This is a genomic window from Pelobacter propionicus DSM 2379, assembly GCF_000015045.1.
Taxonomy (GTDB): Bacteria; Desulfobacterota; Desulfuromonadia; order Geobacterales; family Pseudopelobacteraceae; genus Pseudopelobacter; species Pseudopelobacter propionicus.
The window spans coordinates 160982-181103 of the sequence record NC_008609.1 but is presented as its reverse complement, the minus strand read 5'-3'; the positions used below and the strand labels follow the sequence as shown (position 1 = coordinate 181103).

25 protein-coding genes are annotated in these 20122 nt (G+C 53.8%); 13 read left to right on the top strand and 12 right to left on the bottom strand.

Annotation, left to right across the window (positions count from 1 at the left end; all coding sequences use genetic code 11):
• Positions 1-7 precede the first annotated feature (7 nt).
• From PPRO_RS00870 to PPRO_RS00860, 3 genes are read right to left on the bottom strand one after another with little or no spacing between them, the layout of a single operon-like run.
• A complete protein-coding gene (locus PPRO_RS00870) occupies positions 8-289 on the bottom strand; it encodes a YheU family protein (RefSeq protein WP_041532066.1) in 282 nt (93 codons plus the stop codon).
• 19 nt (positions 290-308) lie between these two features.
• The gene (locus tag PPRO_RS00865) at positions 309-563 is read right to left on the bottom strand and encodes a hypothetical protein (protein WP_011734126.1); all 255 of its coding nucleotides are present in this window, start codon (positions 561-563) and stop codon (positions 309-311) included.
• The gene (locus PPRO_RS00860; RefSeq protein ID WP_011734125.1) at positions 560-1366 is read right to left on the bottom strand and encodes a DNA/RNA non-specific endonuclease; all 807 of its coding nucleotides are present in this window, start codon (positions 1364-1366) and stop codon (positions 560-562) included. The genes PPRO_RS00865 and PPRO_RS00860 overlap by 4 nt, the downstream gene beginning before the upstream one ends.
• 85 nt (positions 1367-1451) lie before the next feature.
• Between PPRO_RS00860 and PPRO_RS19960 the strand changes: the two genes are divergently transcribed.
• Complete coding sequence (locus PPRO_RS19960; RefSeq protein ID WP_332248382.1) at positions 1452-1697, top strand: magnesium chelatase subunit ChlI family protein; 246 nt, start codon at positions 1452-1454, stop codon at positions 1695-1697.
• Positions 1698-1724: 27 nt separating this feature from the next.
• Here the strand turns inward: PPRO_RS19960 and PPRO_RS20670 are convergent, their stop codons facing one another.
• The 9 genes from PPRO_RS20670 to PPRO_RS00815 all read right to left on the bottom strand — a co-directional run bounded on the left by PPRO_RS20670 (position 1725) and on the right by PPRO_RS00815 (position 5696).
• The gene (locus PPRO_RS20670; protein WP_157039900.1) at positions 1725-1883 is read right to left on the bottom strand and encodes a hypothetical protein; all 159 of its coding nucleotides are present in this window, start codon (positions 1881-1883) and stop codon (positions 1725-1727) included.
• Positions 1883-2725, bottom strand: a complete 843-nt coding sequence (locus PPRO_RS00850) for a hypothetical protein (RefSeq protein ID WP_011734123.1) — start codon at positions 2723-2725, stop codon at positions 1883-1885. Before PPRO_RS00850 ends, PPRO_RS20670 begins: the two co-directional genes overlap by 1 nt.
• Complete coding sequence (locus PPRO_RS00845) at positions 2722-3885, bottom strand: ATP-binding protein (protein ID WP_011734122.1); 1164 nt, start codon at positions 3883-3885, stop codon at positions 2722-2724. The genes PPRO_RS00850 and PPRO_RS00845 overlap by 4 nt, the downstream gene beginning before the upstream one ends.
• Complete coding sequence (locus tag PPRO_RS00840; protein ID WP_157039899.1) at positions 3882-4067, bottom strand: hypothetical protein; 186 nt, start codon at positions 4065-4067, stop codon at positions 3882-3884. The genes PPRO_RS00845 and PPRO_RS00840 overlap by 4 nt, the downstream gene beginning before the upstream one ends.
• 114 nt (positions 4068-4181) lie before the next feature.
• A complete protein-coding gene (locus PPRO_RS00835; protein ID WP_011734120.1) occupies positions 4182-4514 on the bottom strand; it encodes a hypothetical protein in 333 nt (110 codons plus the stop codon).
• A gap of 11 nt (positions 4515-4525) precedes the next feature.
• Positions 4526-4900 carry a hypothetical protein gene (locus tag PPRO_RS00830; protein WP_011734119.1) on the bottom strand — a complete coding sequence of 125 codons (375 nt, stop codon included), beginning with the start codon at positions 4898-4900 and terminating at the stop codon, positions 4526-4528.
• A gap of 13 nt (positions 4901-4913) precedes the next feature.
• The gene (locus tag PPRO_RS00825; protein WP_041532065.1) at positions 4914-5105 is read right to left on the bottom strand and encodes a DUF4236 domain-containing protein; all 192 of its coding nucleotides are present in this window, start codon (positions 5103-5105) and stop codon (positions 4914-4916) included.
• A gap of 22 nt (positions 5106-5127) precedes the next feature.
• A complete protein-coding gene (locus PPRO_RS00820) occupies positions 5128-5382 on the bottom strand; it encodes a hypothetical protein (protein ID WP_198138311.1) in 255 nt (84 codons plus the stop codon).
• 26 nt (positions 5383-5408) lie between these two features.
• Positions 5409-5696 (bottom strand): DUF4258 domain-containing protein, encoded by a 288-nt coding sequence (locus PPRO_RS00815; RefSeq protein WP_011734117.1) that lies wholly within the window; start codon positions 5694-5696, stop codon positions 5409-5411.
• A gap of 200 nt (positions 5697-5896) precedes the next feature.
• Between PPRO_RS00815 and PPRO_RS00810 the strand changes: the two genes are divergently transcribed.
• The 12 genes from PPRO_RS00810 to PPRO_RS00755 all read left to right on the top strand — a co-directional run bounded on the left by PPRO_RS00810 (position 5897) and on the right by PPRO_RS00755 (position 20122).
• Positions 5897-6370, top strand: coding sequence for a hypothetical protein (locus tag PPRO_RS00810; protein WP_011734116.1), 474 nt, complete (start codon positions 5897-5899; stop codon positions 6368-6370).
• A complete protein-coding gene (locus PPRO_RS00805) occupies positions 6367-7539 on the top strand; it encodes an RNA polymerase sigma factor (RefSeq protein ID WP_011734115.1) in 1173 nt (390 codons plus the stop codon). Before PPRO_RS00810 ends, PPRO_RS00805 begins: the two co-directional genes overlap by 4 nt.
• Complete coding sequence (locus tag PPRO_RS00800; protein ID WP_011734114.1) at positions 7484-8620, top strand: hypothetical protein; 1137 nt, start codon at positions 7484-7486, stop codon at positions 8618-8620. The genes PPRO_RS00805 and PPRO_RS00800 overlap by 56 nt, the downstream gene beginning before the upstream one ends.
• Positions 8613-11252, top strand: a complete 2640-nt coding sequence (locus PPRO_RS00795) for a DUF1410 domain-containing protein (protein WP_011734113.1) — start codon at positions 8613-8615, stop codon at positions 11250-11252. Before PPRO_RS00800 ends, PPRO_RS00795 begins: the two co-directional genes overlap by 8 nt.
• A gap of 492 nt (positions 11253-11744) precedes the next feature.
• Positions 11745-12800: a coiled-coil domain-containing protein gene (locus PPRO_RS00790; RefSeq protein WP_157039897.1), complete on the top strand. Its 1056-nt coding sequence runs from the start codon at positions 11745-11747 to the stop codon at positions 12798-12800.
• Positions 12790-14082 (top strand): MBL fold metallo-hydrolase, encoded by a 1293-nt coding sequence (locus PPRO_RS00785; RefSeq protein WP_011734111.1) that lies wholly within the window; start codon positions 12790-12792, stop codon positions 14080-14082. Before PPRO_RS00790 ends, PPRO_RS00785 begins: the two co-directional genes overlap by 11 nt.
• Before the next feature lie 25 nt (positions 14083-14107).
• The gene (locus PPRO_RS00780) at positions 14108-14845 is read left to right on the top strand and encodes a hypothetical protein (protein WP_011734110.1); all 738 of its coding nucleotides are present in this window, start codon (positions 14108-14110) and stop codon (positions 14843-14845) included.
• 21 nt (positions 14846-14866) lie between these two features.
• Entirely contained in the window at positions 14867-15988 is a 1122-nt protein-coding gene (locus PPRO_RS00775) for a hypothetical protein (protein WP_011734109.1), read from the top strand.
• Positions 15989-15990: 2 nt separating this feature from the next.
• The gene (locus PPRO_RS00770) at positions 15991-16176 is read left to right on the top strand and encodes a hypothetical protein (RefSeq protein WP_041532063.1); all 186 of its coding nucleotides are present in this window, start codon (positions 15991-15993) and stop codon (positions 16174-16176) included.
• Positions 16177-16322: 146 nt separating this feature from the next.
• On the top strand, positions 16323-17306 hold the full coding sequence (locus PPRO_RS00765; protein ID WP_041532062.1) for a hypothetical protein: 984 nt from the start codon (positions 16323-16325) through the stop codon (positions 17304-17306).
• Between the two features lie 22 nt (positions 17307-17328).
• On the top strand, positions 17329-18930 hold the full coding sequence (locus PPRO_RS00760) for an Hsp70 family protein (RefSeq protein ID WP_011734107.1): 1602 nt from the start codon (positions 17329-17331) through the stop codon (positions 18928-18930).
• Between the two features lies 1 nt (position 18931).
• Positions 18932-20122: a hypothetical protein gene (locus tag PPRO_RS00755; RefSeq protein WP_011734106.1), complete on the top strand. Its 1191-nt coding sequence runs from the start codon at positions 18932-18934 to the stop codon at positions 20120-20122.

Below are 20122 nucleotides of genomic sequence, written 5' to 3'. Positions count from 1 at the left end.
GATGCGGTCACCTGCTCGGAATGATGTTACAGGTCTTGGATACCAGGTCGAAGACTATTTTCGCCTGTCCGGTGCGCAGTTGCTTCTGGACTTGATCAATTTTGGTATCGAGGGAGTATTCCGTGTCTGGCCACTCCCTGGTGACGAACTCGGAAATCAGGTTGCGAAGTGTTTCCGGGTTGATGCTGTCCCAGGGTACATCGATCCCATCTTCGTCATGGTGAGGTTGACGTTCTGGGGATACGTCATCGTGTATGATCGTCACTTCAACGGATTTCGACAATTCCATGCTCCATGCCGTGATCAACCTATTCGAAAGGGTTCTTGACGGTCTTGGCCGGTTTCAGTGTCACCTTGTCAGGAAGCTCTGCTCTTTCCAGTTCCGTCAGAGTCAGATCGAGGATAGTCTTTAGTTCCCGTGCTGCAGCAAGGCCATCCTTGTCACGGGTGATGTCGATGCTGCCAAAGATCGACACCCTGTCGACCCGGTTTTCGATGGTGATGCCGCCAATCTGCAAGCAATCGCTTTCATTTGCGAAGGGTTTGATTCCTTTTCTGCTCATCCTCGTCCTCCCTTGCGTTTGCGCTCCTTGTATGATTTGGGTTCAGGCAGACGCATGAGTCTGGATTTGACGTTTTTCTCTACTGACGGGAAAATGCTGATCCCGGTAATTTTTTCTAGCTCGGTTATGGAGATTTTCTCAGGCTGGGCATCTGCGATGTTGTCAATCAGGTAGGCACCGGCCTCGCGCCTCTGCGGATCGTAAACTGCCTTGAACAGTTTGGTGGGAACCATCACAGCACCCCCGATCTTTTCGATGTTACTGCCTTGATAGATCGGGCCGGTGATGACATAGATGTCACCTTTACTCTTTGCCATCATTCTCACAGCCGATTCGATCCCTTCCCATGGGCCCCGGTTGTTTTCCGGAACTTGGGGGATCATATTCGCCAGCGAGAAGCATTCAAATTGGGACTGCAGGTCGAACATGTCGGCAGATGGTGCCACATGGCCGCGGTCGTAGCCAGACCTGGAATAGTGGCGAAGTTCTGATCGTTCCGTTCGTGGAATGTTATCGTCAGGGTGAAACTGGCTTTGCCTTTTCAGGCCTTTGCCCTGCATTAGACGGTCACGCGTTAGATGCTCGGCAGCATAAAGGGGAGTCCTGGTAATACCGGAATGCTTGAGGGCAAAACCGGAATAACAGACCTCACGGGTTTTGGCGGTGAGTTTTTGATTGATGAAATCAGGGGCTATGCCGTTGGCGAAATGTTCTGGGCACCCTGTTTGGGAGGCCATTCCTGTGACGGACAGCAGAAGACCGGATATTGACAATACTACAAGAAAAAATCTTTTTATGCTCATATGGAAACCTCCAAAAGAAGGCGTAACTCTATCAATTTGCGGGTGATTTTACAAGGAGAGAGCAGGAGAGAACACGGAAAGAGCAATATTCAGGAGGGGGTCAAATGCGGCCAGCATACAAACGGTTAAAATTCGATGTCGTGAAAGGCATGTTGCAGAACACCGCTTGCTGGAGATGGTAACGAAACGACTCGGCTTCCCGGCATGGGCCTACACCCGTATCCTAAAAGTCGCCAGGACCATCGCCAACCTAGAGGGAACGGAGAGCATCCGGGAACAACATATTGCCGTGGCGATCCAGTATCGGAGTCTTGCCAGGAAGACGGTGTAAGTTTTCCCATCTTACGAAAGACCCTCGCTATTGCTCAAGTTCCTTGACTGCAGCCCTCAAGATAAGCGCAAAAACAGCTCCGCTTACAGGAACGCCAAACAGCCTGATGTGCCCACCGGAGAAAAGACAGATCATCATTACCACGAAGCTGATCACAGCGACGATGGCAAGAGCGGCTTTTTTCATTATGCTTCCCCGCTTGACCCTTTTCTGAGATGTCCTGATTTGCCTGAAAACGCCTGTGATGTGCCCGTCACCCCTGATGCAGCTCCGTTGCCCGCGAGGAGCCCCTGGTGGAAGGCCATGTTGTGCTGTCCGGGAAGCCCGGTGTATGGTTTTGTTGCATGGGAGAAGAGCCCGGCGTCCTTGATGAAGTGGAGGCAGATGCCAACCCAGAGACCGGTGATGGCGCTGCTCTCGCATTTCTTGATATGCCGGTGCGCGTTGTCCCAGACAGCATGATGTTCAGCGGGGAGCTTTCCATGGAGGCCGGAAAGAACTTCCACACCGAAACGTAACACCCCCTCGCAGGTGAAGCCAATGAACACGGAATGCGAGAAGATGTTGCGGTGCATGCCGATCCCCAGCTCAAGGTCGGTGTCAGGTAGCCCCCCTTCCAGGTCAAGGCCGCCAGCGGAGGCGTAACATACGATGAGGCCAATGATGAAGGGAACGAGTTCGTCGCAAAGCTCAGCCGGGGAGAGCTGGTACAGACGCAAGACAGTTTCCTTTGCCCGATGAGGAAGGGAGTCAAGCGCTTCTTTCGCTCTTGCCGTCAGTTCCCTGCCGGTCTCCGCCAGACCGTCGGTACGAATTTTTCGCCACCCATCCCGCCCCAGCCGCCCTAGCCCCTTGAGTCCCTCGTATTTGCTCCTGCACGTTTCCCGCGCCGACTTGGCAAGGGCCGCAGCCAGGAGCGCCCGCCACTCCTTTCCGTCCATGTGCGAGGCGGCAAACTTCAACTCCTCCGTAAGTTGCTTGAGCACATTGTGGTCAAGCTGGCAATGTCCCTCGCTAGCCGTTTTCATTTGCTGCTCCAGATGGTTACACCTGCTGTCAGCCGTTGGGGATGACTGTCTTTCTCTACCAATGAGAGACTCTGCATAACCTTCTGTTCGATCTCTTTTCTTTCTTCACCTTCGTGTGGCACTTGGGCATTGCCGTTACTCCGCACAGCGTTACGTGCCGTAACGATCCTACGAATCTCTTCTTCGAGGTCAACATGGCAGATCACCTGCCGTCCCTGCCGTGCCACCCGCAGCGCAGTATTCACCACTGCGTTCTTGATGTCCCGCCCGCAGAACTCCTCCTCCGCCTCCGCCAGCCTACCGGCATCCACGTCGCAGCCCAGCGGCAGACTCGGCAGTAGGTGGTTTCTCCAGATTGCAGCGCGGGCCACGGCGTCAGGCATGGGGAAGTGGATGTGGCGCACCCTGGTCTCGAACGCCTGGTCATAGTTCGTTACCAGGTTGGTGGCAAAGATGACTACACCCCGATATCTTTCCAGGCAGATGAGGATCTGGCTCCGCATCGAGTTGATCGCTTGCTCCGACCCCTGCGTGACGTTGGTGAGGCGCTTGGAGAGAAGGGAGTCGGCCTCGTCGATGAAGAGCACCGCCTGGTCCCGTTCCGCTGCATGGAAGAGCGCCTCGACGTTCTTCGGCCCGTCGCCGTGGTACTTACTCTCGATCTGGGCGTAGCTTGCCACCAGGATGTTCTTCCCCAGTTCCACCGCGATGACATGGGCGGTCATGGTCTTGCCGGTTCCGGGAGGACCGTGGAAGTTCAAGGCTGAACGGGGAAACGGTTCGATGCTTCTCAGTCCCCAACTGTCGAAGACCAGCGGTTCCAATCGGATCAGTTCCACGGCAGCGCGAACCTCATCGAGGAGTTCCGGCGGGGCGATCAACTGACTCAGGTTCCAGAGCGGCTTTGTTGCAGCGTACTGCTGGGCACGTGCCGTGAGTGACGACTCGTCGCCTCTCTCTTCCCGGGCCTGCATAGGCCTGTCCTTTCGGAACTGCTCCCCAGTTCCGACTCGGATGTCGACTTCCTCGTTACCGGTGGCAATGCACAGTTCCTCTACCGCCCACACCAGGCGGGCATGGCAGGCTGTCGCGGCCTCAGCCGGCGTGACTGCGGGAATCCCCTCCACCGTGATCTTCACTTTTTCGGTCGCCTTGTTCATAGTGTTATCCTTACCTCTGAGTTGTTGCGGAATTTCCGCTGCAGTTCGTCGTCGAGCTTCTCGCACTCCCAGGTCTTTTCCTCCCGCAGGCGACCGGTCGCCGTCAGCACTCCGGCCCTCACCCGGACCTTGCCGTTCTTAAGCTTCTCCTCAACGAGTCGGCCATAATCGGTCCTCGTCACCAGTCTTTCCCTTAACCAGTCATGTACCGTGCTCCAGTTCAGGATGGCTTCCGCCACGCACGCTGCCACGATCCCCCAAATTATCCATTCGATCATCGGTTACCCTTTTTTCCTTCAGTAAATGAGAATCTCACCGTTGCGATGCTCTGCCGCGGTCTGCGCGTCTATTGTCCGTGAGGTCACCGCCTCCCCGTCGAGGAGGAGGCCGGAGCGGCGGTTGATGATGCCGTAGACGGTCCGGTAGTTGCCGTTCTGCAGGCGGTCAACCAGACTGAATCCAACCCTGTCTTTGCCCTGCGTGATGACCTGTGCCCGGCTCTGCAGCCAACCGACGATACGGTCCCAGTTCAGATAGGCGATGGTCACCAAGGCAAGAGCCGCACCGGTGGCAGCACCCGTAAGTGCGGCCTTGACCAGCCCAAAGATGAAAAATTCCAACCCTGTCATGATCGATCCTCCTATTCCAAGATGATGAGGTCGTGCTGTCCGAAATAGTCGGAGAGTTCCCGGTCGAGTTCTTTTGCCAGCACCCGACGGATGTATGGCGTCCCCTGCTCTCCGGAAAGGAGCGTGTCGGCAGCGTCGAGGAAGCCCAACGTGACCATGACTCCCCGCCGATGCGGCTCCTTGAGAAGAATCCCCTTGGCAATCCGGACATCATTGGGGCGTTTTCCGAACCAACCGATTGCCTCGGCGAAGGTCAGCATCTCCATCTTTTCGCACTCGCTTTCCTTCGCGCGCCGGAGATCGCCGATTTTCTTCCCCACTCCGGCCGCGAAACATGCGACCATTGAGGTTACCTCAGCCAACGCGGTAAGTCGTTGCAGCATCATGGTGCGCCTCCTTTCAACGTTTATGGATGAGGTAATGGACGTAGTAGAGCCCCGTACCGGGAAAACCGACACTGATGTAGTGTCTGCCATTGGCGGCAATACCGTAGCGGAAACCAGGAAAACCGATGCTCCACCCTATGCCCCTGCCGCTCCAAGTGGTCCGCATGGGACCGGCGGTGAAAACTTTCCTGAATCTGAAACCCATGGTCATGCCTCCTTGCTGTCACTCAGCGATGTTGTTTCGTGCTGTTCCTGCTTTTGCGCGGCTTCCTGCCAAACCGGTCATCCTGCTGAAAAAGATTGAGCACCCCGTTTTTGTCCCGGTCGCGGAAGATGTTCGTCCGGCTCCTGTAGGCATTGCCGTACACGTCGCGGTAGGGGCGTTTCCCCCCGTTTCGTTTTTCAGCGGCAGCGGTCACATCGGCGCTCAGGAGAACCTCCAGCAAGGCAATGAGGGGCATGGCAGCACAAAAACATTTCAAGTTCGGTGTCTCCATTGCGCGCCCTGTTAACGGCGCAGTCCCTTCAGTTCATGGTTGCGGTAGGTGGTGATGACCTCTCCGTCGCTGCCGCACAGCACGTGGATGCCGTCGCACGGTTCTAGAAAACGGCCGTACTCCTTCACCTCCCGCCGGCCGACGGCGTAGATGGTTGCGTTGCGGGTGTGGCTCACTCGGCCATAGCGCAGCACCTGATCGATTTGGCCCGCACTGATGGAACGGCCCGACATGCGCTTGCAGGCGTGGTCGGTGAGGGAGAGTTTCAGTGTGTTGTGTGAACGGAACTTCTCTGCCATGGCGGGCCTCCTTGGGTCTCTTTATGAGTAATCACGGCTGCGATCGGGAAGTTTTCAAAAACTCAAAAAATTTCTCATTTTCTTCCCGCTAATGCCTACATTTCGGTATTACGGCGTCCGAAGAGCTTTTTTCAAAACCGTGAGTTGAGAATATGTGCTATAAATTTTTCTCACGATTAATAGTCTGTTGAGGAGAAGAGATGAGCAGACGGATACAGGACATTCTGCGGCACGACCCGCGGTTCAACCCAGATTATGCGGAGCCGCAAAACTGGGAAGAACGCACCTGTTTGATGGGGATAAGGAATCGGGATTTATTGCGGTATACACAGGGCGAGTTTCCGCGTCAGGGATGGGGCAAGGACGTACCACAAAACGGCACCCATCCCTTGTTCCTGGTGGAACGGATCGGCAACTGGGGGCTAAGGTTTATCCCCTGTTCGTCGTGCGATGGAGACGGCGATTCAGGTAACGCGGCCACTTGCAGCTTCATCAGGAAGGATACCCTGTTGCTGCGGACGGGGAAGCGGATGCCCAAGAACACTTACCTTGTCCATCAGTTTCAGGTAAACCTCGATGTTGATAACAACGTCGCCGGGAGGGAACACTACTTCGGCGTGGTCCCCGAGAGCGGCATCGTCGGCAATGCCCATTATGCATGGGAAAAGCCATGACTTCTGAATTCAACGATTGGCTTCACAGCAAAACCTGTCTCGATCTGCTGCTGTCGTGTGCCGATTATATCATCGGTAGGGCAAAGAAAAGCACCATCCAGCTCGATACCCTCTTCAGCGAGGAGACAGAGGATGACCATACCAAGCTTTCTCAGGTTGTAGCCAGCCATCTGTGGGAGTTTCTTAAGGACAAGAACGTTACTCTTGCCACTCTGGCAGCCGAACGAGTGGCGCAGGGCGACGTATCCGGCTTCATGACGCTTGTTGCCGACCGCTTCCTGGCCGAATGCCTGGACGAGCGGCGCACCGCCGCCATCAATCCTGCCTATGCCTACTACCGCCATCTTCGCCACGTGATCTCGAAGGCGGAGGAGGTCAACTATCAGCCGACCCGGCGCGGGTCGTTCTACGCATTTTCCTTTGCCGACAGTTTGCAGCGCCTGCCAGAGGTGCACTGGAACCTCTCTTACACCGACTGGCCCCGCCCTGCTGTCCCTGCCGCTCACATTCATGACAAACCGGGGATTATGCGGCTGTCTCGTAACTACTGGGACGAAGCGGTGGTACGGTTTCTCGACGAATATTTTCTGCCGATAAGGGAGCTGAACCGTTACGTGAGCGGTAATTATTCCCTTGGATGTGCAGTTACCACTGAGTCCCAATTGACGATGCCTGCCTGCGAGGATGGCAGCCAGCCGTTCTCTTTCGACGAGATACTGGTGACTGACGCTCAAAATGATGTTCTCGGCAGCATGGGTAGGCAGCACCCACGCCTCGACTGCGACATTATTGAGACCGAGCTTGAGGCCCTTGCTCACGACACTCTGTCGGAGCTGACCGAACGGCAAAGGACGATCCTGCTGCGCGTTGAGGATGGGGCGACGCTTGACGAGATCGCGCGGGAACTGGGGGAGAGAGGAGCAAGCAACATCCACTACCATCTGAAAAAGGCGTATCAGACCATGAAGCGGAAGTGGAGTCTCTGGGGGCCGCCGACCCTGGCGCAATTTTCCGAGGTGGAGGAAGAGGAATTCTTCATCTTCTATGACAAAGTGATCGAGCTTTGTAAAATCTGCGGAGAGTGCCGTACTACTACAGAAAGGAGCCGTTTGCATGAATACCACAATCGACGATACGCAGTTGAAGCGGGCCTGGCAGACGGCTTTTGAACTCCGCCTCTGTCCGGATGGCATCATACTCTTTGCGGAGACTCCGGACGAGAACCTGCACAGGCATTTGCAAATGTGCCATATCTGCCGGGAAAAGCGGGAGATGCCGTTGGCGCAACGTGCGGCATGGGAGGAGCTACAGCGACGGTTTGCCGGAGTGGGGCAGAAGCCGGCACGGCCGGAGAAACCAGTTGCGGGGCAGGTCTGGTCGTTGAAGCGCAGTCTGGCGGGATGGATAGAAGAGGGCTACTTCTACAAACCACCTATGGTCCTGCTTTTGGAAAGGATTGAGGGTTCGCGTGGGTTCAAGGCGGTGCAGCTCTATGGCGACCGGCTGCTCATGGGTGAGGGGGATGTGTGGCTGGATGACCGATTCGGCTTCGCTCAGGGGTGGAATTGCTATTCCCTGCACGAAGATGCTTTTGACGGCTGCTGGGGGGCAGTTGCCGGCATGACTCTCAATCAAGTGGCAGAATCAGTCTCCATGAAGCATGCGCCGGTGGATGAAGATTCGATCCTCTATTTCTTCCGCCGTATGGAGATCAAAGTGGGAGCGCGGGTGGCACTCCCTTCGGTGGCAGTGTTGGTGGAGAAGTGGGAAACTTCTGTCGAGGAATCGGTTATTGATTTTTTCAAACGGCTCTTTCCTGTGGAGGCGGTGAAGAATGCCCTGACAGGGTGGAGAATCCCTGACGGCGTTGTTGACGTCTTTCAATTGGCTGTTTCGGCTGTCGCCCCTTCCAAGATGGCTCCGCTGAAGGCGGCAAACAAGACCTGCTATCTCCAAGCGAACTATATCCGAAAAAAGGGAGAAAGCGTCATCATAGAACCGCTATTGACGGAGATAACTTTCACGGATTGGCACGGTGGCGGTTACCTAGTCTCGGGAAGGCTTGCAGAGCCTTTCGCGAATCCGGTACAGCTTTTGGCCGTTCTGAGCCATGCATCAGGTCAGCAAATTCAAAGTGAGCCCAGCACCTTAACCCCTGAAACGATCGACTTCGACATCTTCTTTAAAGGTGTCTCAAGGGCTGAAACCGTTTCTGGTCATCTGCAACTACTGGTTGTAAGCTATGCATGATCCCCAGTGGACCCTTGAAGGCGCCTGCGACAAGATTGACAAGATTGACAATTGGCTTTTTGAGCGCAAAGCGGCAACACAGTGGCTTCCTTTCCCTCATCCAGGGATCTGGCCAACGGATCAATCACGTTTTCCACAAGTCGCAAAACTCCTCACAGAGTACCTCCCCGCCAATCTCTGGCTCTTTTTCTATCAAACTCTTGCGGCCAGTTTTCTTCTCGCGCCGGAAAAGGCTCCGGAATCCTTTTCTAATTGGCTGGATTCTTCTGTCGACTGGGAGGAAGTTGCAGGAGCAGGGAGCTCGTTAGAGCGAATGCAGCGATGGCAGTGGTTAGTTGTACCCATGGCGCTGGCAGGAGATACCATGCAGACCGTACGCATGCTTCTTGTTGGCTACCATGATGAGGATTGCGCGCGAACTTTTCCCGCATGGGCTGACGGCCGTCTTGATGCGCAAGCAAAAGGGGCAATTCACACAGCATCACAGTTGGCGATACAACGATTTCCAGACAGCAAACATTTTTTCTACTGGCCCCTTCTGGATCGTTCCGACTCAACCTACACTGTCAACGGGTCATCGGCCGCCCTCTCCGCTTATCTTGGAAGCGTGTCTCTATTGGAATCGATACTGCCGCCTAATATCCTTATCACCGGAAATGTAGCCGCTGACGCCACCCTTTGCGAAGCGGGATACTTGGTAGAAAAGCTGAAGGTAGCCGAAGAAAAACGATATAGCGCCCTCATGTACCCTGCTCTTTCGGCTGTCGATCCGCTGGCCGACAGAGATGCAACGAGAATAAATAGAATTCCCGTGCGCACGCTACGTGAAGCGGAGATAATTTGGTTCCACCATAGTACCGGCTGCGCCCAGGAAATTGTCGACTTCGAGCGCCTGTTTGAAGATCCCCCCCGGTTGCTGGAAGCCATTCCGGACCAGGAAGGTGCTTTGCTGACCATAGTCGAAGCGGAGCGGGAACGTATCACAACGGTTCTGGCACCGCTCCTTTCATCGGGTACGAAACGAGCGCTCGATGCGCTTGAAATTTTCATCAGAAAAATCGAAGTGCACCTTAACGCCCCAAATTGGAACCGGCGAAATGCAGAGATATCCCTTTTACTCTTTGATCTAGCACTGGTAGAAACGCTATTGCAGCATGACGCAGAGCTTGCCTTCCGAATATCTCTTTTGCATGTCAAGCTAGCTAATCACAGTAGAGAAACAGAGAACCAGCAGAAATGGTATGATCTGGCCTCGCGCAGCTATTGTCAGATTCGTACTCATGATGCGGAGGACAACAAGCGGAAATTCCGTGGAAATAAATTTGTCGGAGATATCCTTGCTGACAATGTTTACAGGTTCATAAGCAACAAAGGAAGGGTTCTGGGAACATCGTTCCTGCTCTCCGCATTCCTCGCTACAATCATCTTCATAAAAATAAATTACGAGCCATATTATCTTACTAAAGGAATTGAATACGAAATTGAAGCAAAGACGCTTTGTAAGATCTTGCGAGACATTTCAAATCCGCTCACACCTGCAAACAGTCAATCTAAAGCGATCATGAATGCCATCAACAGAATCATTTCCCATTCTTCGTCCTATGTTGTAATTTCAGTTGGTAATCAATTTGAATTTGATAATGGGAAAAAAGATTCACTCGACATTAGTCGATCCACCGTAACATATCAAGATTCATTCACAAGCAGTATCGGATTTCTCAATATACGTACATGGAAAAGCAATAAGCCGAAACTTAGAGACCATCTCATACGTGCATGGACCTGGTCGGCAATAGATTTCATGAAGGACTATAAAGGATGGTTATCCCACAATCTTTACCAGCGTTCTGAATTTCTCTATAAGGGTCTAGCGATTATATGGGTATCCATGATTTTTATGTTTTCACTCCTCAAATCTAAACATGAGGAAAGCCACTTTCTGAAATCACAACTAGAAAAAGAGGGATATTGCCTGCGTTATGAGTATGATACTTTAAATAAGGAAGTTGAAGAGATGCTAGCGGGTGGTGGCAATTGCGATAGCGACATCATAATTGGTATGAGACAGAAATTGGAGGATTTGAAAGTCGCACTAATTGACCTTAATGTGAAGACGAATAAAAACATTCTCGATGCGAAAATTGAGTATTTTGAGCCCAATCATGCCTACACCATCGACGAAATTAGACAAAAGTTGTGTATTAGCACAATCACAAATAACAGTGACATAAGTGTAATTAGCTACTTTGACAGGTGTTTTCAGCAGAAAAGCCATGTCAGGTTCTTCATAGAACTCCTTGACCTCAATATAGTTAACGCAAATCACCTTAACACAATTAATGTTTCCGTGCCGATATCAAGAGGTCAAGACAGGGAAAAGATGGAACAGGAGATCAGGAATAGATTTGAGCGGTATCTATCTGCCACTCTCTTCGATAAACTCAAGATCGACGTCCACTACATCAGCGATAAAGGGTACCTTCATATGCGAGCCATGGACATAATCGGTGGCAGCGCCAAGTTGACCTTGAAACTTGAAAAAGGGATGGACTTTCTCGAACCAAACATGTCAGACAAGAGCAAATATTCGTCGCCAACAAGGACATATGTTGTGGTTGTATATAGCTGCTAGCGTCCATTAGGGGGATTATGGGTAGAGTGGGCGAGCCAAGGGGGCAGATTTGCTAAAAGGTGTGGCATCGCCGCCTCCGAGCTAGAAAGGGGGTGGAGGCGGAAATGTCACCGGTGTTCAGGTTTCCAAGATGGTAAAATATAAGAAGTGGGTCTATATCGTGAACCAGCAATATCTTGTATTCTGCAATTTGCAATATCAGACAGTTGCCATTAGCCTCCGCACGAGGTCTGCTCCGAGTATTACACCCTTGATGCTGAACCATTGCGATATTTCGACTATATTTCATTGTAACAAGAAGGTCCCCGGATTTTTCTGATTTTCATTGCCACGTTATCCTTTCAAGTGTACGCGCTATCATGTTGACAAAAAGACCTTAAGTGTCTATAAATTTTGTGATTTTCGACGTAACTTTCTAATAATATTTGAGTTGAGGCGTAAGTTATGGGTTTTTTAGATAAAGTTTTTTGCAGAAAGACACTCGAGCGCAATATGGCTCTTGAAAAAGAATTGGCGGTGCTGAAGGGCGAGCTTACCGGCAACAAGCGCGAGGTCGAAAGACAAAGGGTGCAAATCTCGCACGAGAGGCAGGAGAAAGAGCAATTGAACCTAGAGAAGGAGAAACTTCTCCGGGAGAGAGAGCAGCTAATTATAGAGAAAGAGCGACTTACCCAGGAAATGGAGCGGGCGAGCCAGGAAATGGGCAAAGAGAAAGAGCAACTTAAGGAGAATTTACTCGAACTTGGTGCAAAAAACGCCTACATGTCAGAATTAATCACCGCACATTCCCTAAACATAAAGACAATACAGGAGTATGAGGGAGAAACCAGTAAGTTCAAAAGGCTTCTGGAAGACGCTGAAAAAGATCATAGCAGGAAGCTTTTGGAGTACAGCGATGCACGCAGCGGTATCGAAGCCGAGCTTCGTTCTCTATACGAAAGCGTAAAAACAAGCAAAGCCGAATTGGAGAAAGCCAGGGACGATGTATCTGCTCAGACCCTCGTCCTCGCGGGATTGCAAAGAGAGTCGTCGAGAGCGGAGCACGAACTGAACACGCTCAAGGCTGATACTGAAAAAGAAGCCTCGCTCCTAGATAACCTCCAGCAGAAGAAAAAAGAGCTGGACGGCGCTATCTCTGACCTTACGGGTCAAAAGAAAAATGCGCTTTCAGATGCCCTTTCGGCTCAGCAACAGTTGGATAAGATTCAGGTATCTCTGGAAAAAATGAGCGGCCTGCACGAAAATGAAACTGTATTCGCCATCCTCGAAAATGACCTCAGATCAGGATTCGTTTCCTCCTTCGCACCAGATCTCTTCAAGCGCCTCTACCGCCATGATAAGAAGAGAGCCAGATCCCTTTTCCTCGAGCTCTGGGCACGTTACCCTGAACCCAAGAATTTCCGATTCGATCCAGAGTCCCTCCGCTTGGAAATCGATGGCACGCCTACAGAGCAACTCTTTGCCGCCATAGCTGCCGAACGGTGCGGGGAGTCGGGGAGTCCCGACCGTTTCCTCGAGGCTTGGGAGAACTTCATTGATGTCGAGTGAAAGAGCTCTCATCTCTGCCCTCCAGGCTTATAACACATTTACCGTCACCTCAGCACCGTTCAGCGACTATGTCCACCTGATCCACCCCGGCGACTTTGGCTCGTGGCTGGGGATGCTGAACGCCGACCAAATCGGGGTACCCCCACGCGCACCGCTCATGGGACTCACAGCCGAGGTATCAGGCGCAACGCTTCTCATCGGTGATGCCGACGGCGCCATCCTGGTCGATCCGGGCAGGTATACTCCAATGCCGCTCCAGAGTAGGCCCCCTCTGGCCATTGTGATCACCCACGCACACAGGGATCACTTCGACGGCCTATCCGATGCTTTGCAAAGTTGGAAGGATGTCCCGGTCTACCTCAGTGAAATTACTCGCACGCTGCTGACGGACTCATTGCAGCGCGACAATGCCAACGCCCTGGCCAGGGAACTCTCGGAACGAGCGATACTCGTTGCTCCCGACGCCACTCTCACCGTGGGGCGTTTCCGCATGACCGCCTACGATGCCGGACATTGCTTGGGAGCGACCGCCGTCCACCTAGAGGATGCTGAGACTGGTCAGGGAATCTTGATAGCCGGCGAGTTCAGCCGAAGGAAAGTAGGCAGCGTCTGTCATAAAATTCCGCAGCTCTCGGTCAATACCCTCTTCGTCGAGGCCATACACGCCGACGACCATCTGCCGACCGGCGTCAACGGTCAGAACAACGTTGAGTTCACCTCCAAGCTTGATGCCGCCTATGCCCAAGGAAAGACCATCGTCATCGCTGCGGCGTCTCTGGCAGAGATGCAGGAAGTCTACGCCATCTGCGCGCTCCATCAGCGGCGCGGCGGACTCCCGGAGTACCCTCTGTACGTCGGGAACCTCCGCCCCGTGATGAAGAGCGCTTTGAAGCATCTCGAGAGAGTGGAACCGTGGGACCTCGATGTCACTTTCACTAACTCCATTCAGGAAGAAGCCATAAATATCCTCACCTGCGCCTTCGAGGGACAAACGGACGACGGGCACTTCTCCAGTGCCTATGCGCAGGACTCGGCTAACGAAGATATTCTCTGGCTCTATCCCGAAAGGTATTCCGCTCTAAAGCCTGAAAAGGCAGCACTCTACCGCGTATTTACCCATGCAAGCCTCTGTGAGATAGGAGAGATGGTCCTAGTTCAAAAGCCGGCAAATGTTTGCCTTTACTCCGGCGGATGTCATGGCAGTGTGTTGGCGGGGTTCCTTGCGAGGTCAGGGTTTGCCCTTCACGATTTTTCGGGCGCGGCAGGCAGTTTCCACTTTTGAAAGCATCAAGACGAGGAGAATGTCAATGGGACCCTACAGCAAACACAAAAACGACAGGGAGCGAGGCAAACACTCGCCTTCCCATTTCCCCGTCAAAGACGGTTCTCCCGGAAAGGAGAGACCGGCTCCCTCCGGCTCCTCCTGCCACGCCTTGGCCTCGAAGTTCTTCGAGATGGGGTGGCTTGAAGAAAAGCTTCAGTGGGTGCGGCAGATAGCTGTTGGGCTGCAGAACCAGATGGCGCAGTTGCAGTCGAAGCTCGAGAAGCAGAGCCTGGAATTCTCGCAGGAACGAAACGGCTTCGAGGATTTGAAGGCGGGTCTGGAGAGTAAGCTCCAAGAAAAGGAGCAGGAGATAGCTTGGGTCCGTGGCGCTCTCGAGGACAAGGACGACATGATCCAATATTGGAAGGACAGGTCGAGCGACTCCCTCATCAGCGAGAACGTGAAGCTCAAGGGCCACGTCGACAGGGTGAATGAGGAGAACAACGCCAAAAACAGAAAGGCGGTGCTAGCCGTCCATCAGATTGAGGGGGACGTGGCATCTTTCGCAGAGTGCTTTCTCGGGCTGAAGCTCGAGCCTTACCCGGCGGCGGATCAAGTTTCCCTCACCAGCGGTACCCCCGAGGCTATGAGATACGACCTCATGGGTGTCATCATTCCGGCGGAGAGCACCCTCAATTTTCGGGTGGCGCAGAGAGGGTGGTGTGAAGCGGACGGCGGGCGGATCTGGGTCGAGGCGAGATTGTCGGTAGTAGGCGAGTGACAAATTTTTCTAGGGGGGCAAATGTCTGAGAATATGAACATTGTTGATTTGATTGATGAGATGCTCAAGCACACCAGAGATGGGAAAGACAATGTCATCGCCGAAGTAAAACGCACGCTCGATGACCACGGTGGCGAGGTGCTGAATGTCTTTGCCTCCAAGCTCTCGGAACTGGAGTCCCCGCCCTTCGTTACGCCCATCTCCCTCGTTAAAAAACTCGACGCGGTTCATGCGGAGGTTGGTACCGATATCAGGACCGGTGCCGAGAAGGTGCGTGAGGAAGTGAAGGACCTGAACAGGAGGATCGAGACCCTGGGTGAATACTTCAAAAGCGACTTTTCCGCCCTGAGGACGAAGACTGAGGATAGCTGGAAGGGCATCGACGTGCGTGTCGATGCCCTCGTAGACGGGGAGCAGGCCCTTCGCATGAAGCTCTCCGAACAGGAGAAACACTTTAATAACAGAATCGACGATCTTCAGAAGGTGATCGAGGAGCAAAGGCGCTTGATCGAATCACTGCAGGTGGAGATCACCAGCAGGATCGAAAAAGCCGGCGCCGAAACCCGCGAGATGGTGACCCGCGTGGAAGATTCCGGCCGCGCTTCTCTCGCAAGTGCCCGCGAGGAAATATTGGCCAACGCCTCGCGGCTGGATGGCAGGCACCAGGCGACTGTGGAGGTGGTTAACCACCTCCACAAGCTCCTCGACTCGGCAAAGGGGCCATTAGGAGGTAAGCTCTTCAAGACTCAAGAGCAGGAAGAATTGCTGCTGAAGGTTCTAGCGTACACACAGGGAAAGGAGCCAAAAAGCTCCGTGCTGTCTTCAGTCCTTTCCGCAACTCAACCGATCACCGAGCAGGCCAAAGAAGATGCCGCTGCTGCGGGCTCTGTTGACAAAACGGCGGATGCAGCTGGCGACAAGGCAATCATCGGGGCGATTCTCGCTGCATTGAAGGAATACAGCAGCAGCGAAACGGGTGCTATAGAGTTAGCCGAAGAGAAGATCGAAAACGTCATCTCCAACAATAGGAGTCGCGAAGCTATCGAAAAGAACCTTTGGAACGTGAAAATATGGAAGAAATTTGACGGGCTTGAGGAAAAGAATTGGAAACGGATTGTAAGTAGCTCACTCGGGAGAAGCTAACCATGTCGCGCTCCGCTCCGACCGCCGTGGTAAACGAGCTGAACAAGAAGATTCTCCTCCAGCAGCGTGAGAACAATAAGTCTGCAGAGACGATCGAACAGCAACTTAAGCAGATAGAAGAAATACGCAAAGAACTGATCGAGGTATTCCACCAAAAATGGCCTCTTCTCAAAATACTTCCCAGATAGTTCGCGAGTTGCTCAATACTATCCGGCAGGCGGTTAACAGCATAAACGCCGGTGCGAACGGCTCCACTCCCGGCATTAGCGCACACTCCATCAGCGGAGGGGAGTCATATGCTGCCCCGTCAAGGATAGCGTCAGCAATACTGCTTATGCTGGAGAAGGACAGCTTCTCCACCCACACCATAAGGGTCGACAGCAACCGCAATGAGTACAATGTAGAGCCACACCAGATCCGCCTGAACGACAAGCCGGACGGAGTAGGAGGGGTGCACCAGACAAAGATACCGTACTGCTTCACCGCTCCGATCGGTAAGACCACGAATCGGTGGGAAGTCAGCTTCATGCATCCAGGCAGTACGAAACAGTGGACCGAGTCGCACTGCATCATCGGTGGATTCTTCCCCCTCTTGGACGACCCGCAGGTAAGAGACCAGGAGGTGGGGCCGCTGGTGAAGGCGATCTTGTCTCTGCTATTTACGCCGGAATCGCTCGACAACCTCGACGTCGAGGACTTCGTCATAGCCCTTCCGGAGGGGTGCAACATCGCGCGCTTTGACGAGTTGAAACGGGAATGTGCCGAGCAGTTGCCGCGCAAAGTTCAGCACAAGGCCCATCTGAAGGAGCTGCTCACGGAGAAATGCCGTTACGCCAAGGTCCCTGCGGACCCAAGCCCCCTCTTTTCGCTCCTGCGCTCCGTTGACGGTCTCCCCTCCGCCGACCAGCATTTCGTCTTCTTCGAGGATAGTGGCTGCCATCGCGTCGGTTGTCTCAAAGAAGGTCGCTTTGTGGAGACGTTCTGCAAGTCAGACCGAGACATCAACCCCTCCGCGACCTATGCTGTAGGAATCGTCGACGGCGGCAAAATCATGCATGCCCTCGGAGAAGAGGGCTATTATAACTTCAGGGACATGGACGAAGCCCTGTACAAGGCGAAGACGCTGGCGATCTTGCAGGAGTCAGCGCTGGAAGTCTACAGGATCGCGGAAATGAGGGAGACCCTCTCGAACTTGCGGGCCGAAGCTGCCACCCTGACGCAGAAGCTCGAGGCACAGAAGGGAACCCTGCTTCGCCTAAACACGATTCGGAAACTACTGCGGTGGGAAAAGCCTTCCCAACCCGTCGCGCTTCGCTGAAACCGCACTACGAGAGGTTCGAATGTACTACGGCATAGACCTGGGAACGACAACCACCTTGATCGCCGAACCGGACATCAAGGGTTCAAGCTACGCTGCAAGACAGCTGAAGATTCCCCAGCAGGACAAGGCTGGAAATTCCATCGAACGAGACGACCTCCCCTCGGTCGCCTACTTTCCCGGCAGCGAGGAACCGGTGGTCGGAATGAGGGCCAAGGAGGGGGTGTGCGGAGCGGTGGGCAAGGTGGTGTGCGCGGTAAAGCGCCTGATGGGGCGCGACGTGCAGCCGTTCGTCTTCGACGGCAAGTCCTACGACCCAAGCGATATCTCCTCTCTCTACATAGCACACGTCCTTAGCCAGGCGGTGCTGCTGAAAAAAGGGAGAGTATCGAAGCTGACAGTGACTGTCCCCGCATCGTTTACCACAAAGCAGCGCAAAGACACCCAGAAGGCGATCCAGAAGGCCTGCGAACGCCTGAAGGTGAAGTACGACGACAATGCCCTCATCAGCGAACCTCTCGCCGCACTGCTCAGCTACATCTCCTACGAGATAGCCACCTCCACCATCAGGATCGATATCGACAAGAAACCGCTTGTCCTGGTTTACGACATAGGGGGCGGGACCCTCGACCTCACGCTGGTCCGACTCCAGTGGAAGGACCAGCGCGGGGAGAAAGACCTGAAGAACGTCGACTTCCGGGTCCAGAGGGTGGGGCGCTACAATCAGGTGGGAGGCGAGGATTTCGACGAGCTGATCGCCGAGTGGTTGCTGGAGACGATGCTAGAGCAGTTCCCCGAGATGGACATACAGCTGGATCGGTACGAGCGCAAAGCTGTGAAAGCGCAGCTGATGGCGATAGCCGAGCAGCGGAAGATCGAATTCAACAAGGAGTACTGCAGCGACTGGGACCATGAGCCGGTGGTCAACACGGTCGAGGTACGGCAGGTCCGGTACGAGGTGGAAAGCACCCTGACGCATTCCGACGTGGTGAGAGTGCTGGAGCCGTTGATCGGGGAGGCGGACACGCCGAAGAACTGTGTGACTAGCATCCAGAAGTTCCTCGCCAAGCAGGGGGTCACCATGGCACAGGTGGACCACGTCCTCTGCGTCGGGGGGATGTCGAGGTTCATGCCGCTCAAGGAGGCGCTGGAGAAGAAGTACACCCCTGCCGGAGAAAAGTCGAAGTTCATCTTCAACGACTCCCTGGCGGACGTTGCCGTTGCCAAGGGAGCTGCCATCTACAGCTACATGAAGGCTGAGCACACCCCTCCCATCCAGGAGCCTCGCGCCGACGCCTACTACGCCAAAACGGAGAAGGGATTCAAGAAGATCCTCGGCTGCATCGAGTCTGAAAACGCCACTTTGTTCACAACGGTAGAAGCGGGAGATTACCTCGACCTCTACGTCTTCGCCGGCGAGGACTGCGCCGCCGAGTACGCCGAGCCGCGGGTCCTGACCTCCCTCATGTACCAGGGGGGGGAGAGGATTCGTTTTCCCCATACCTTTCCCAAGGGAACCGCACTGGAAGTAAAGATGGCGGTCGAAAACGACAACAAGGTCCCTCGCTATGAAATAAAGGCGGATGGCGTCGCGATTCATACCAACGTCATGGAGATACCGTAGCATGAGAAATGTTTTTGCACCGGATGCCACCTATTTTTCGGACCTATCTGCCGACCCTAACGTCGCTATACACGTTCAGCAGCTGATCCAGGAATACCAGAAAGCCGAAAAGCAGCGGCGCCAGGGGATAAAGAAGACTCTGGAAGAGCTGAAGAGCCACGCACTTCCGGGTATTGTGCAGAGCACCTACACCCTCTGGCACATCATAGACAAGGACAGGCAACTTCTGGCCATGTTGCAGAAGATTATTGTGGACCTGTGCACTGGAAAAGAGACGGTGGGCCGTTTCCTGATGAGGGCGGGGATAGCTGGGAACCCTTTTCCGGAGAGCAGAGAGTGGCTGATAAAGGTGCTTTCCGAGGTGGAAACTCTCGATGCCGAGGATGTCATGGCGATACTCGGAAAGGGGCAGCTGAGCGAAACGGTCCGAAAGACGAGTCCGGACTTGAAGGAGTTTTTTCCGCTCTGGGCGAAGTACGATCCCCCGTCGTTCACCGAGTCCCTGCATGATGCAATAAACCGGAAGCTCAGGTACAACAAGATACCGGCAGTATCGGTAATCGATCTCATCAACATCATCAAGGAGGGGGACGGGAGCTTATCGTACATCGTGGTCGATTTTTTTGACGCCCTTAGAGTCGCAGATACGGCGGAGAATCTGGAGGGGGTCAAATCACATCCTTTCCATCTATACAAGTCGAACCTCGGGATGCATCTGTCCGCATATCAGGATGTCTTGCAGAGCTCCAGACATAACAAAAACAAGTATGTGAGGGATTCATTCCAGGTATCGATGCGGCTTGCACTGGAGTGTGGAACACTCGAGATCAGCGAGGTGGACGAGTGCATCGAAAGCTACCCCCTCCTATTGAACTATTGGTTCATGGCGCTATGGGGAAATAGGAACTACGATGCGACATACAATGCGCCGTTCTTCAACACTCTACGCCACGAGTCCCGGTCGGGGACCTATGCATATTGGCTTTACTTTCAGTATGCCTACTACGCGGAGAAGTGGGATAGAGAAGACTCGCTTCCGGCGTGGCTAAAGAAAACCGCGGCAAAAATGGCGGCCTTTTTCCCACAGGAGTGCGAAAGAGCGAAGAGGGACGTTCTTCTCCTAAACACCGGTACCGGCCCCGGCTCGAAGCCTGTGGACTTGGACCAGCCGAAGGGAACAGGATGGGTGTGA